This is a genomic window from Pseudorhizobium sp. NPDC055634 (assembly GCF_053618655.1).
This window is the reverse complement of record NZ_JBSHHW010000008.1, coordinates 68,457-82,150: the sequence shown is the minus strand read 5'-3', so window position 1 is coordinate 82,150 and position 13,694 is coordinate 68,457. Positions and strand designations below refer to the sequence as shown.

Sequence of the window (13,694 nt, the reverse complement as noted above, 5' to 3'; positions counted from 1 at the left end):
CAAGCTCCAGCGTCGCCGCTGCCCTATGCTGACCGCATATCGAGAGGTGCCTTTTCAAGGAGGAGCGGTCCATGGACGAGCAGGATGATCGAAATGCCGTGCGGGAACTGTTGCCCGTCACCCGGCGCACGGTAATTCTCAGCGGTTCTGTCGCGGGAGCGATGGCATTCGTGGGGATGGAAAGGCCGGTCGCAGCTCAGTCGGCAGCCTCGCAGGCACCGGTGGAATTCCTGCCGCGTGTTCCGGTCTCGTTTTCGGTCAACGGCGTTCCGCAGGCACTTGAACTCGACCCGCGGACCTCGCTGCTCGACGCTCTCAGGGAGACCATCGGTCTGACCGGGACCAAGAAGGGCTGCGACCACGGGCAATGCGGCGCCTGTACCGTCCATGTCGACGGCCGTCGCGTCGTCTCCTGCCTGACGCCGGCGGTCCAGGTTCTCGAACGCGATGTCACCACGATCGAGGGACTTTCGACGGATGATGCCCTGCACCCCATGCAGCAGGCCTTTATCGATCACGACGCGCTTCAATGCGGCTACTGCACGCCGGGCCAGATCATGGCGGGTGTCGCCTGCGTTCGCGAAGGCCACGCCTCGAGCGCCGACGAAATACGCGAATACATGAGCGGCAATCTCTGTCGCTGCGGTGCCTATCCCGGGATTGTCGCGGCCATCCAGGATGCCGCGCTGGTCATGGAGGGTTGACCGATGCAGCCCTTCGTCTATGCGCGCCCCTCCGATCTGCGTTCGGCCGTGGCCGGCCTCGGCGAGAATGCCGAAGGAACCCGGCTGCTTGCAGGCGGCACCACGCTCTATGACCTGATGAAGCTCGATGTCGAGCGGCCGGTCCGCATCATCGACATCAACAGGCTCACCGAGCTTGCGGAGATCCAGACCACCGGTGACGAACTGGTTCTCGGCTCCCTCGCCCGCATGAGCGACGTCGCGGCCGATCCGCGTCTTGTAGCTGAGGTTCCGGTTCTCTCCGAAGCGCTCTGGAAAGCCGCGTCGCAGCAAGTGCGAAATATGGCCAGTCTCGGCGGCAACCTGCTGCAGCGGACCCGATGTGCCTACTTCCGCCATGGCGAACCCTTCGCCTGCAACAAGCGGGTGCCCGGCTCGGGATGTTCCGCCCTGGAAGGCCTCAACCGCGGCCATGCGCTCTTCGGCGGCTCGGAGGCCTGCATCGCGACCTATCCTGGGGATTTCGCCGTCGCTCTGATGGCTCTCGACGCCGAGGTGGACGTCACCGGGCCCGGGGGCGACCGTTCTATGCCGATCGCTCGGCTTCACATGCCGCCGGGCGATACCCCCGACAGGGAGACAAGCCTCCTGCCGAACGAGATCATCACCAGAATTCGCGTCCCGGTCGGCAATATCGGTCGCGCCTCCACCTATCACAAGATCAGGGATCGCGAATCCTATGCCTTTGCGGTGGTCTCCGCGGCCGTGGCGGTGAACGTCGAGGACGGCGTCGTCTCCGATGCCCGCATCGCGCTCGGTGGCGTTGCGACCGTTCCCTGGCGTGCCCGCGGCGCCGAGCAATCGCTGGTCGGCAGGGCGCTGACGCCGCAGGCAGCGCGCGAAGCGGGCGAGCTTGCTTTCGCGGAGGCGGTTCCTCGCGAGCACAATGCCTTCAAGGTCGAACTTGGCGCGAACGTCGTCAGGGATGCGCTTTTAATCGCCAACGGGAGGGCTTGAAATGCAGGGTGTACCCTATCCGGAAATTCCCCGTGTCGACGCAAGGGACAAGGTGCGGGGCCGGGCAATCTTCGGAACCGACAACAATCTTCCCGGCATGGCGCACGGTGCCTTCGCGACCGCGACCATCGGCAAGGGCCGCATCGCCGGCATGGATCTTGCGGGCGCGCGCCGCGTCGAAGGGGTGAGGCTTATCCTCACCCACGACCAGGCGGGGCATCTCCAGCCGGCTCGCTTCATCATGAAGCACGGCTATGCGTTCCAGAGCCATTCGCCCGTCCTGACGCCGCTCGTCGCCTATCGCGGGCAGCCGGTGGCCATGGTCGTTGCCGATACGCTGGAGGCGGCAATCGAGGCCGCGTCGCGCATCCGGGTGGACTACGAGGAAGAAGCCTTCGCCGCGACGATGGACAGCGAATTGGCCGATCCGGTGCCGCAGGCCGAGGCCGGTACGTCCTGGCCTATTCCGGACCTTGTCGTCGGGGATGCCGCCGCCGCGTTCGAGTCCGGAGCAAAGATCGACGCGACCTACACCATGCCCACCCAACACCAGAACCCCATCGAACTGATCGGAACGGTGGCCCGATGGGAAGGGGACCGGCTGACCATATTCGAAGGCACGCAAAATGCCGGGGCATGCAAATTCGGCCTCGCCGAACAGCTGGGAATACCGGCGGAGCAGATCGAGGTGATATCCCCGTATATCGGCGGCGGATTTGGACAGAAGAACACCATGCAGTCCCAGACCGTTCTCGCCGCATTCGCCGCGCGAGAGCTCGGGCGGCCCGTGAAGGTCGTGGTGCCGCGGCGCCAGATCTTCCACGATTCCAGTTATCGGCCGGCATCGCGCCAGCGCGTGCGCCTGGCTGCGGGTCCCGACGGCCGGTTCCGGGCGGCGCTCTACGATATCGACGCCCAGACCTCGATGCATGATTTCTTCCAGGCCGAGCAGGCCGATACGGTCGCGCGGCATTATGACTTCGGCACCTTCCAGAGCTTCGCCCGGCTGGTCCGTACCGATACGCCGACGCCGGGTTACATGCGCGGTCCTTTCGAACATGCGGCAGCCTTTGCCATCGAGAGCGCCGTCGATGAACTTGCCTACGTGCTGGGCATGGACCCGCTCGAGATCCGGCTCCGGAACGATACCGCTACCGACATGGTGGAAGGTCTGCCGCATTCCTCGAGACACCTGTCGGAATGCCTGAGGCGCGGCGCGGCGATGTTCGGCTGGGACCGGCGAAACCCTCAGCCGGGCTCGATGGTCGCCGAGAACGGTGACCTGATCGGCATGGGCGTCGCGGTCGGCCTTTATACGGGTTCCGGTGGGCCCAACCGCGCGCGTCTGCGCGCAACCCGTGACGGCGTCATCGAAATCAGCCTCGGCGTACACGAGATGGGCCAGGGTATCCGGACTGCGATCGCCAACGTCGTGTCCCGTCATCTCAACGTCCCGCCGGAGCAGGTGACGGCCATCATCGGCGACACCCGGGGGGTGCCGCAGATGCTGACCGCGGGCTCCTGGGGGACCTCGTCATCCATTCCGGCGGCGGAGGCCGCCTGCGAGGCCTTGCATAAAGCGCTGGCGGAACTCGGCACCAATGCGCCGGCGGGAGCCGCTCCCGCCGAGATCCTGAGGCTTGCGCAAAGGGATGAACTCGTCGTCGAAGCGGCGACGGTCGCGCCGGGACAAACCAACGAGGCACTGGCGGAAATCGATACCGGGCATGTGGCGCCGACCGGTCCCGTCTATCCCGCGTTCACGACCTACAGTCACGCCGCGCATTTCGTTGAAGTGCGCGTCGAGCCCACCACGCGGCGCATCCGCGTGCCGCGCGTCGTCAGCGTCCTCGATTGCGGACGTGTCCTCAGCCCGCGCACGGCACGAAGCCAGGCGATAGGTGGCGTGGTCGGTGGAATAGGCGGAAGCCTGCGCGAAGCGGGCGAGGTGGATGAACGCTATGGCGGCATCCTCAACGCCGACATCGCCGAGTATCTCGTCGCGGTGAACGCGGATATCGGCTCCATCGAAGTCGATTTCATCGACGAGCCGGATCCGCTCGTCAACCGCTCGGGCGTCAAGGGCCTCGGCGAGGTGGTGCTGGCCGGCGTGGCGCCGGCGGTCACCAATGCCGTCTTCCATGCCACCGGCATACGCGCCCGCCGCCTGCCGGTCAGGATGGAGGACCTTTTGTAGTCGCAAGCAATGCATCCGGCCCGGCTTGCGGTCGCGCTTCAACTATGGGTGGCCGTGAGCCGGGATGAAATCCGGCAAGTCCGCCGCCGGCATGCGCCCCGGGGCGTCGAAAGGATGGCATCGCCGCAAGCGGCGACGCCGGTGTCCTCAAACGGTAACCCCCTGGACTGCCGAGGCGAGCGGCTCGAGTGCTTCCATCTCTGCCGCGGTGAGGATCATCGTCGCCGCCGCTGCGTTCTCCTCGAGGCGGCTGCGCTTTCGAGTTCCCGGAATGGGCGCGGTCTTGACCTTGAGCTTGCGGCTTTGCGCGTAAAGCCAGGCAAGCGCGATTTGCGCCGTCGAAACGCCGCGCGCCGAGGCGATGTCCTCGATCTTCTTCACCAGCTGCATGTTCGCCGCACGGTTCTCGGCTGAAAACCGCGGGAAATTCTGGCGGGCATCGGCGTCCGTCAGCGAGCTTGCGAAACCCTCTCCGGTCAGCATGCCGCGCCCGAGCGGGGCGTAGGGCACCACGGTCACCCCGAGTTCGGCCGCGACGGGGACGACGTCCTCTTCGATATCGCGCGTGAAGATCGACCATTCCGATTGCAGCGCCGCGATGGGATGAATGGCATGCGCCGCGCGAAGCTCGGGCGCACTGACCGCGGACAGGCCGAGCCATTTCACCTTTCCGGCGCGCACCAGGTCCGACATCGCGCCGATGGACTCTTCCAGCGCCACGCCGGGGGTTCGCCGATGCATGTAATAGAGGTCGATGACATCGACGCCGAGACGCCGGAGAGACTGGTCCACGGCCGCCCGGATGTATTCGGGCCGATTGTCGATGGTCCAGTCGTCGGGATTCTCGGGCGTGCGGCGATAGCCGAATTTCGTGGCGATGATTACCTCTTCGCGGTTGGCCGAGACGAAGGGGGCCAGAAATTCTTCGTTGGCGCCGAAGCCGTACATGTCGGCCGTATCGAACATCGTGATGCCGAGCTCGAGCGCTCGCTCCAGCGTCCGCCGGGATTCGGCCTTATCGGTCTCTCCGTAGAATTCGCTCATGCCCATGCAGCCGAGGCCCTGCGCGCCTGTCAAAGGGCCGTCCTGGCCGAGCTGGACGACGGGCATCGGCGTGTTTTCGCTTGTCATGTCGGGTCTCCATACTTTCGACAAGCACCTTCCATAGGTGTGGAGTGCACTCCATGGTCAAGGGCCTCCGACATGCTGATTTCAGAATTCGCGAAGGAAACCGGACTTCCGGTCGATACGATCCGGTTTTTACGTGGCCAGGGGTCTTCTGAAGCCCGGCCGTGGCCTCAAGGGCGGCTCGAACCCCTATCATATATTCAAGGCCGAGGACGTAACGGCGGCCCGGATGATCCGGCTTCAGCAGTCGCTGGGCTATACGCTCGGAGAGATCCTTGCCCTCAACGAAGAGTATCGCGCCGGGGCGCACTCCTTGGAGCGCACCGTCGAAGTGCTCGAGCTGCAGATCGCGAGACTGCAGGAACGCCGCGCCGCCCTCGACGCCGCCCTGGACTTTCTGCAGGGCAAGGTCGACTGGATAAGGTCCGGCAAACCCGGCTCGGCACCGCAACTGGATGACTACAGGTGCTGAACCCGGTCACACTGGTTAGCTCCGCTAACCGACGTGTTCACGACCAGGCGGATTATCCCGGCAGGTAACCACTCCTATTTTTTCTCCACGCGCTGCGCCCGGTCATCCGAGCCAGTCGTGACTGCCCGTCGACCGTTGCGCGCGTCGCTTCCCGCGCAGGCCGGAGTCCCTCCGTTCGCCGGCAAGGAGATAATTCATGATCTCGGAAAACCGAAGGAGAATGGGATGACGCATGACCCGATCCGCATCGGCTTTGTCACCGACCTTTCCGGACCCTTCGAATATGTCGACGGCCACGGCGGCGCCCATGCAATCCGGATGGCCATCGAAGAGATGGGTGGGACGGTTGCCGGCCGATCCGTCGAACTGGTGCTTGGCGATCATCGCAACGACGAGGAAGAGGCTCGTTCTGTCGCTCAGCGCTGGTGCGTCGAAGACGGCATCGACATGATCATCAGTGGGGTAAACTCGGATACCAGCCTTGCCATCACGGGCGTCGCGGCAAAGCACTACATGCCGGTCCTGGTCATCGGGGCGGGGACGTCGGTACAGACCAGGGAGCGTTCGGCGCCCTCGATCATCCAGTATGCCTACAGCACGGTTTCGCTCGCCACCGTCCCGGCCATCGCGCTCGCGGAGCGAGGGTTGCGGCGCTGGTTCTACATTACCGCCGACTATCCTTTCGGACGCGAACTCCAGGAGCACGGCTCCATGGCGGTCGAATCCGCAGGCGGTATGGTGGTCGGCTCGGTGAAGAACCCTCATGGGGCGGAAGATTTCACCACGTTCGTGGAGGCCGCCAGAGACAGTGGCGCCGAGGTGCTGGGTCTTGCCAACGGACACTCGGAACTGCTGCGGGCCATGGAGGCACTCGAGCGCCTGGGGCTGAGGGGCCGCATGACCATGGTCGGCCTTCTCACCTTCATCGATGACATTCGCAGCATGACCCAGGAAAAGGCCGCAGGCCTCTACCTTGCCGACAGCTGGTTCTGGACGCGGGACCCCGCAAGCCGCGCCTGGGCGGAACGCTTCCATGCCCGCCTGCAGCGGATGCCGTCGTCACTCATGGCCGCGGATTATTCTGCCGCCCTGCAGTACCTCAAGGCCGTGGAGGCTGTGGGTGGTACGGAGACAGATGCTGTGATGCGCCACCTGCGCGCCGCGACCCTCGATGACATGTATGTCACGAACGGGCGCATCCGGGATGACGGTACCATGCTTCACGACACCTATCTGCTGCGGGTCAAGGAGCCTGGACGCTCAGCCGGTCCGTGGGACTTCTACGACCTTGTCGCGACGGTGGGCGGCGAACAGGCGTTTCCCCGCTAGCGCCGATGCTTCACCCGGTCCCGGCCGTCGCGGAGGCGACCTAAGCGCCTGCCTCTTCGGACAGGCGTTGATAGAAGCGCCGAATTGACAGGTGGGACGAGCGGATGTCGAGATTGATCGCGCGGCGGGCCGCCGCCCGGTCCCGCTGGAGGATCGCCTCGATGGCGTCAGCGTGGATGCGGACGCCGTTGTTGAATATCCGATAGAACAGGCCTTCGTCCTTGCGCGCGGAGGCTACGATCGGCCCGGTGCGGAGCCAGAGGGTCGAGATGATGTCGAGCAGTTGCGGATACCCGCCGGCCCGATAGAGTTCGAAATGAAAGGCCTGGTTGCCGGCAAGTGCCGCCTCGAAGTCGCGGGCTTCCAGAGCCTCACCGATGGCGTCGTTGTGTCGCCTCAGCGCATCCGTGAGCGCGGGGTTCTTCTGAGCGCTTGCCGCTCGCTCGGCGGCGTAGCCTTCCAGTTGCATGCGCACGCGGATGTAATTCTCGTGATCGGAGGCGAGATAAGGCGCGATACGAAGCGTGCGCGGCCCCGATTGCTCGATGGCGCGTTCGGCGATCAGGCGCGCCACCGCTTCGCGCACCGGCATCGGGCTTGTGCCGAACACTTCCGCAAGGGAACGGATGGAGACCTGTTCCCCCGGAAGGAACTCGCCCCTGAGCAGGCCGAGCCGCAGGCTCTGGTAAACCCGATCCTGCACGGTCGATACATCGACCGGCACCAGCGTCCGCTGGCTTTTCATCGTTGGATCGAAAGTATTCACGCCTCAGGCCTCACCGGATGCTTCAGTCTTGTGTGCTCGAAGCCAGGTGCAAGCTTCAAGCCATCAGTCGTTCTACGTTCAATCAGGATGGCGCACAACGGAAAGCAGTACCCTCCGTCCCCTTAGGTGTGATCACATATCTCATAACTTTACAGATATCGAACTCTGTGATTACATGCCTTGCGTGCTTCTGGAGGACCCGTAGCGATATCGACGCCACGGGATGGGGCACACGGACAGACACTTCGGGAGGAGAAGGCCATGAGAAGTCTCGTCATGAGCGCGGTCTCGGCCGCAGCCGTATTCACCGCGACTGCCCTTGAAGCCGAGCCATTGAAGATCGGCATCATCGAGAGCCTTTCCGGCGCCCAGACATCGACGGGCCGCCTTTACGCCAATGCGGTCAAGTATGGCGTGGACCGCATCAACGAAGCAGGCGGCTTCAACGGCGAGCCGGTCGTCGTCACGGAGTACGACAACGCCGGCGGCTCGCCGGAGGCGGCCGACAAGTTCCGCCAGGCGGTGGCCGATGGCGTCGACATCATCTTCCAGGGCGCGTCGTCGGCGATTGCCGGCCAGCTCACCGAGGATGTCCGCAAGCACAACATCCGCAATGCCGGCAAGGAGGTGATCTTCATCAACCTCGGCGGCGAGGCGATGGAACTGACCGGCGACAAATGCCAGTTCTACCACTTCCGCTACACCACGACCGCTCCGATGCGGGTGAACGCCCTGGCCAGCGCGATGAAGGAGGCGGGTGATCTCGGCGACAAGGTCTATTCGATCAACCAGAACTATTCCTGGGGGCAGGACATGCAGGCCGCTGTCGAGGCCGCGGCCGCGCAGGGCGGCTATACGGTCGTCGATGAAGTGCTCCACGACGTCAACAAGATCCAGGATTTCGCGCCCTTCGTGGCGCGGATCAGGTCGGCGGCGCCGGATACGGTCTTCACGGGCAACTGGTCCAATGATCTGCTGTTGCTGATGAAGGCGGCGGGAGACGCGGGGCTCGACGTGACCTTTGCGACGGCTTTCCTCGATCAGCCCGGCAACATCGCCAATGCAGGCAAGACGGCACTCGGTCACTATATCGCCAACAACTACGACAATGCCGCCGCCGACGGGAAATTCGCCGAGAGCTACAAGGCGGCGACCGGCCATTATCCGATCTTCGTCGAAGGCCACTCCGCCTTCGCGCTCGGAGCCTTGCAGCAGGCGCTGGGCACGGTCGATTTCGGCGGTGGCGACATCGACGTGACGAAGATCGCGCTGGCGCTCGAGGACACCACCTATGACAGCCCGATCGGCCCGATCTCGGTCCGTAAGGAGGATCACCAGACGATCCGTCCGGTGGTTGTCTCCAAGGTCGTCGAAAATCCGAAATATCCCGCCGACGGCACCGACATGGGCTTCGAGACGGTCAAGGTCATTGCCGGAGACCAGGCGATCTATCCGGTGCAGGAAAGCTGCAAGATGGAACGGCCCTCAGAATAGAGGCCCCGTCGTCGAACGCTGGCCTTGCGTCTGTCGCAGGCCAGCATCCTGACCGTCAGCTTGCGGAACACCCATGGAATTCGCGATCATCTCCATGTTGAACGGCGTGACCTATGGACTCCTGTTGTTCATGGTTTCCGCCGGCCTGACGCTCATCTTCGGCATGATGGGCGTGCTGAACTTCGCGCACGCATCCTTCTACATGCTGGGGGCCTATGTCGCCTACGCGGTTTCCTCGGTCTTCGGCTTCTGGGCGGGCCTCATCGTCGCGCCGATCTTCGTCGGCGTGACGGGCATGGCGGTGGAGCGCTTCCTTTTGCCACGCGTGCACGCCCATGGTCACGCCCACGAACTCCTGCTGACCTTCGGCCTCGCTCTGATCATCGAGGAACTCATCAAGCTCTTCTTCGGGGATTTCCCGGTGAACTACCAGATGCCGGCGGACATGCGCTTTTCCGCCTTCCGGATCTTCGGCGCCGATTATCCCTTCTACCGGCTCTTCATCGGCGGCGTGGCGATCGTCATGTTCGCGGCGCTCTGGTTGCTTCTCACCCGCACCCGCACGGGCATCATCGTGCGGGCGGCCGAACGCCTGCCGGCCATGGCCGAGGCACTGGGACACAACATTCCGTTGGTCTTCATGTTCGTATTCGGCACCGGCGCGGCGCTGGCGGGGCTTGCAGGGGCCGTCGCCGGCGCATTCTACCCCACCAATCCGAACATGGGGCTGGAACTCGGCGTGATCGTCTTCGTCGTCGTGGTCGTCGGCGGGCTCGGATCGCTGAAGGGATCGCTCGTCGCCTCGCTCCTGATCGGGCTCTTCTCCTCGTTTGCGGTCGGCCTCGACTGGTCTCTGGCGACGCTGTTTTCGCTGGCGGGCCTCGGCGACTGGGCGCGTTCCGTCGGAGGGTTGATGACGCTGGAACTCTCCTCGGTCAGCGCGACGATCCCCTTCGCGCTGATGCTGGTCGTCCTGCTGGTCCGCCCTGCGGGCCTCATGGGCGAGAGAAACTAGAGAGGATGCCGATGCGAAAAGTGCTTCTTCCCGCAGTCGTGCTGGTTCTTCTGGTCACAATCCCGCCTTTCATCGGGATCGCCTGGCAGAACGCGCTGGTCAACGTGCTGATCGCGAGCCTCTTTGCCCTGGCCTTCAATCTCCTCATGGGCCAGGCGGGGCTGCTGTCCTTCGGCCACGCCGCCTACTTCGGCCTTGGAGCCTTCGCCGCGCTGCATCTGATGATCGCGATCGAGGACGGCTTTCCCTTCCCGACACCGCTCGTTCCGCTCGCCGGGGCGGCAGTCGGCCTCGTCATCGGAATGGTGGCCGGCTATTTCGCGACGATGCGTTCGGGCGTCTACTTCGCGCTTGTCACGCTCGCGATCGCCGAGCTCTTCCATTCGCTGGCGCCGCGGCTGGAGGACTTCTTCGGCGGGGAGGCGGGCGTGTCGTCCATGCGCATGCCGTGGAGCGGCATCGGTTTCGGCTCCACGCTGGAAGTCTACTACCTGACCCTGGCATGGGTTGTCGTCTGCGGCCTCGGTCTATGGGCCTATACCCGCACGCCCTTCGGGCGCCTCACGCTGGCATTGCGTGACAACGAGCAGCGCGTCCGTTTCCTGGGCTACAACGCCCATTCCTCGAAGGTGATCGTGTTCGCGATCTCGGCGATGTTCACGGGCGTGGCCGGGGCGCTGCTGGCGATCTCCAACGAGACGGCCAACTATTCGCTGTTTGCAAGCGACGTCTCGGCGCAGGTCGTTCTTCAGACCTTCGTCGGCGGCTCGACCATATTCTTCGGTCCCGTCATCGGCGCGACGGCCTTTACCCTGTTCTCCTTCCTCCTGTCCGACGTCACCCGGTCCTGGGTCTTCTACCAGGGCCTCATCTTTGTCCTGGTGATGCTCTACGCGCCGGCGGGCATAGGCGGGGTACTGCAGCAGCACATTCGCAACCGCCGCCAGCTCGACTGGTCCCGCCTTGCGGGTTCCTATCTGGTTGCGATCCTCGGCGGCCTGCTGGTGACGGCTGGCGTGGTCTTCCTGACCGAAACCGTCTCCGTCCTGTTCGGCGAGGACTATGCGAGAGCAAGGCATGCCGCAGCCGTTGGCCTGCCGCCCTATACGCTCTTCGGCGTGGCATGGCGGCCGGCCAGCCCTCTCACCTGGCTGGTCCCTCTGATCCTCCTCGTCGGCGGTATCGCCCTGATGCTTCGGGCCAGAAGGCGCATCGATCCGCTCTGGAGCAGGACCGACCAGGCCAAGGCAGGCACCGCGGAAGTTGCTGCGCTGGGAGGTGCCGCATGATGGCCGCGATCGCTGAAGAGCCGGCACTGAGGCTGACGGGACTGACCAAGGCCTTCGGCCCGGTCGAGGTCATCAAGGGCCTCGACCTCGATATCCGGCCGGGCGAGCGGCATGCGGTCATCGGTCCCAACGGCGCCGGCAAATCCACCCTCTTCAACCTGATCTCCGGCATGTTCACGCCCTCGTCCGGCGAAATCATGCTCAAAGGACGCAGCATCGGCGGTCTCCAGCCCCATCGCATCAACCGGGCAGGGCTGGCGCGCTCGTTCCAGATCACCAACATCTTCCATCGCCTCAGCGTGTTCGAGAACCTCCGCATCGGCGTCCTCGCGCGCCACGGGGTCCGGTACGGCCTGTTTCGCCCGATCGCCCGGATGCGGCAGGTGAACGAGGAAGCGGCCGAGGCGCTGGCCCGGGTTGGGCTCGAAGCCCGGGCCCATGATCTCGCCGGCGATCTCACCTATTCCGAGCAGCGCGCGCTGGAAATCGGCATGACCCTGACCACCGGGGCGGAGGTCATCCTCCTCGACGAACCGACCGCCGGCATGTCGCGCGAGGAGACCGCGCAGGCGGTCGAACTGATCCGCTCAGTCACCGAGGGCAAGACACTGCTGATGGTGGAGCACGACATGAGCGTGGTCTTCAGCCTTTGCGACCGGGTCTCGGTGCTCGTCTACGGCAGCATCCTTGCGACGGACACGCCGGAGCGGATCAGCGCCAACCGAGACGTACAGGAAGCCTATCTGGGTCGGGAGGCGTCATGAGCTTGCTGGAGGTCAGGGGACTGCACGCCCATTACGGAAAGAGCCACATCCTGCACGGCATCGATCTGGATGTGCCCCAATCGTCGGTCGTCTCCCTGCTCGGCAGAAACGGTTCCGGCCGCTCGACCCTGCTGAAGGCGATGATGGGCCTGGTGCCGCCGAGCGCCGGGACCGTGACGCTGGACGAGGTTCAACTGGTCGGGCAGCGACCCTTCGACATCTGCCGCCAGGGGATCGGCTATGTCCCGGAGGAACGGCTGGTCTTCCCCAACCTGACGGTCGAGGAGAACCTCGCCATGGGTGTCCAGAAGGGGCCGCCCGGCGCGCATCGCTGGTCGGTCGATGAAATGTACGGCTATTTTCCGCGCCTCAAGGAGCGACGGGCGATCCGCGCCGGATATCTTTCGGGCGGCGAGCAGCAGATGCTGACCATCTGCCGGTCCCTGCTCGGCAATCCGCGGGTGCTGCTGATCGACGAGCCGACCGAGGGGCTGGCGCCCAGGATCGTCGAGGTGGTGATGGAGGTGATCCTCGATATCGGCCGGCGCGGCGTGGCGGTGGTGCTGGTCGAGCAGAAACTGACGATCGCCCTCAAGGTCGCCCGGCACGTGATGGTCATGGGCCATGGGGAACTCGTCTTCAAAGGCACGCCCGAAGAGCTGGAAGCTAATCCCGAAGTTCGACGCAACTGGCTCGAAGTGGCCTGATGGCGTCGAAATGGTATCGAGTGGACGAAAAATGAACATGATCAAGCGGATGACCCCGCGCCCGGGGCTGCGGGTTCTCGTGACCGCCGGCGCTTCCGGCATCGGCGCCGCCATCGCCCGCGGTTTCGCGGAAGCCCAGGCGAAGGTGATGGTCTGCGACATCGACGAACCGGCCCTGGAACGTTTCGCGAAGGAACATCCCGAGGTCGCCGTCGTGAGCGCCGATGTTGCCGACGAAGATCAGGTCGACGCGCTTCTGGATGCGACGGCGGCAAGGCTCGGCGGTCTGGACGTCCTGGTCAACAATGCCGGCATCGCCGGTCCCACCGGTCCGATCGACGAATTGTCCGTCGGCGACATTCGCCGCACCCTGGACATCGATCTGATGGGCCAGTTCCTGGTCGTGCGCCGGGCGGCACCGCTGCTGCGCGCCAGCGAAGCCGGGTCGATCATCAATATCTCGTCCGTGGCGGGGCGGTTCGGATATGCGCTCCGCAGCCCCTATTCGGCGGCGAAATGGGGGATTGTCGGCCTGACCCAGAGCCTAGCGAAGGAGATGGGCCCGGATGGAATCCGCGTCAACGCGATCCTGCCCGGCGTCGTGCGCGGTGCCCGCATCGAAGCCGTCATCCGCGACCGCGCCAGGGCCTCGGGCGTCAGCTACGAGGAGATGGAGGCCCAGTACCTCTCCAATATTTCGCTCCGTCGCATGATCGAGCCGGAGGACGTTTCCGCCATGGCGCTCTTCCTCGCGTCGCCCGGCGGCGCCAACATTTCAGGGCAGGCGATCAGCGTCTGCGGCAACGTCGAAAATATCTGAGAGCGAGGAAGCA

The 13,694-nt window shown here is 64.6% G+C and carries 13 protein-coding genes; 11 read left to right on the top strand and 2 right to left on the bottom strand.

What is annotated here, in order from left to right; all coding sequences use genetic code 11:
• The first annotated feature begins 71 nt into the window (after positions 1-71).
• Genes ACWGPT_RS14405 through ACWGPT_RS14395 form a run of 3 tightly spaced genes read left to right on the top strand, consistent with a single transcriptional unit; the run spans position 72 to position 3,897 of the window.
• A complete protein-coding gene (locus ACWGPT_RS14405) occupies positions 72-704 on the top strand; it encodes a (2Fe-2S)-binding protein (protein WP_452606302.1) in 633 nt (210 codons plus the stop codon).
• A gap of 3 nt (positions 705-707) precedes the next feature.
• Positions 708-1,700, top strand: a complete 993-nt coding sequence (locus tag ACWGPT_RS14400; protein WP_452606301.1) for an FAD binding domain-containing protein — start codon at positions 708-710, stop codon at positions 1,698-1,700.
• A gap of 1 nt (position 1,701) precedes the next feature.
• On the top strand, positions 1,702-3,897 hold the full coding sequence (locus ACWGPT_RS14395) for a xanthine dehydrogenase family protein molybdopterin-binding subunit (protein ID WP_452606300.1): 2,196 nt from the start codon (positions 1,702-1,704) through the stop codon (positions 3,895-3,897).
• 147 nt (positions 3,898-4,044) lie between these two features.
• On the opposite strand, the gene ACWGPT_RS14390 is transcribed toward ACWGPT_RS14395, so the two are convergent.
• Positions 4,045-5,028 (bottom strand): aldo/keto reductase, encoded by a 984-nt coding sequence (locus ACWGPT_RS14390; RefSeq protein ID WP_452606299.1) that lies wholly within the window; start codon positions 5,026-5,028, stop codon positions 4,045-4,047.
• A 133-nt stretch (positions 5,029-5,161) separates the two neighbouring features.
• On the opposite strand from ACWGPT_RS14390, the gene ACWGPT_RS14385 reads away from it, so the two are divergent.
• Positions 5,162-5,497 (top strand): MerR family transcriptional regulator, encoded by a 336-nt coding sequence (locus ACWGPT_RS14385; protein WP_452606298.1) that lies wholly within the window; start codon positions 5,162-5,164, stop codon positions 5,495-5,497.
• A 225-nt stretch (positions 5,498-5,722) separates the two neighbouring features.
• Complete coding sequence (locus ACWGPT_RS14380; RefSeq protein ID WP_452606297.1) at positions 5,723-6,826, top strand: ABC transporter substrate-binding protein; 1,104 nt, start codon at positions 5,723-5,725, stop codon at positions 6,824-6,826.
• 40 nt (positions 6,827-6,866) lie between these two features.
• Here ACWGPT_RS14380 and ACWGPT_RS14375 read toward each other — a convergent pair whose 3' ends face one another.
• A complete protein-coding gene (locus tag ACWGPT_RS14375) occupies positions 6,867-7,571 on the bottom strand; it encodes a GntR family transcriptional regulator (protein ID WP_452606296.1) in 705 nt (234 codons plus the stop codon).
• A 282-nt stretch (positions 7,572-7,853) separates the two neighbouring features.
• Between ACWGPT_RS14375 and ACWGPT_RS14370 the strand changes: the two genes are divergently transcribed.
• The 6 genes from ACWGPT_RS14370 (at position 7,854) to ACWGPT_RS14345 (ending at position 13,681) form a co-directional block, all read left to right on the top strand.
• Positions 7,854-9,086: a branched-chain amino acid ABC transporter substrate-binding protein gene (locus ACWGPT_RS14370; RefSeq protein ID WP_452606295.1), complete on the top strand. Its 1,233-nt coding sequence runs from the start codon at positions 7,854-7,856 to the stop codon at positions 9,084-9,086.
• 73 nt (positions 9,087-9,159) lie between these two features.
• Entirely contained in the window at positions 9,160-10,101 is a 942-nt protein-coding gene (locus tag ACWGPT_RS14365) for a branched-chain amino acid ABC transporter permease (protein ID WP_452606294.1), read from the top strand.
• A 5-nt stretch (positions 10,102-10,106) separates the two neighbouring features.
• Complete coding sequence (locus ACWGPT_RS14360) at positions 10,107-11,390, top strand: branched-chain amino acid ABC transporter permease (protein ID WP_452606293.1); 1,284 nt, start codon at positions 10,107-10,109, stop codon at positions 11,388-11,390.
• Positions 11,390-12,154, top strand: a complete 765-nt coding sequence (locus tag ACWGPT_RS14355) for an ABC transporter ATP-binding protein (RefSeq protein ID WP_452606417.1) — start codon at positions 11,390-11,392, stop codon at positions 12,152-12,154. Before ACWGPT_RS14360 ends, ACWGPT_RS14355 begins: the two co-directional genes overlap by 1 nt.
• Positions 12,151-12,861: an ABC transporter ATP-binding protein gene (locus ACWGPT_RS14350; protein ID WP_452606292.1), complete on the top strand. Its 711-nt coding sequence runs from the start codon at positions 12,151-12,153 to the stop codon at positions 12,859-12,861. Before ACWGPT_RS14355 ends, ACWGPT_RS14350 begins: the two co-directional genes overlap by 4 nt.
• 31 nt (positions 12,862-12,892) lie before the next feature.
• Complete coding sequence (locus ACWGPT_RS14345; protein WP_452606291.1) at positions 12,893-13,681, top strand: SDR family oxidoreductase; 789 nt, start codon at positions 12,893-12,895, stop codon at positions 13,679-13,681.
• Positions 13,682-13,694 lie beyond the last annotated feature (13 nt).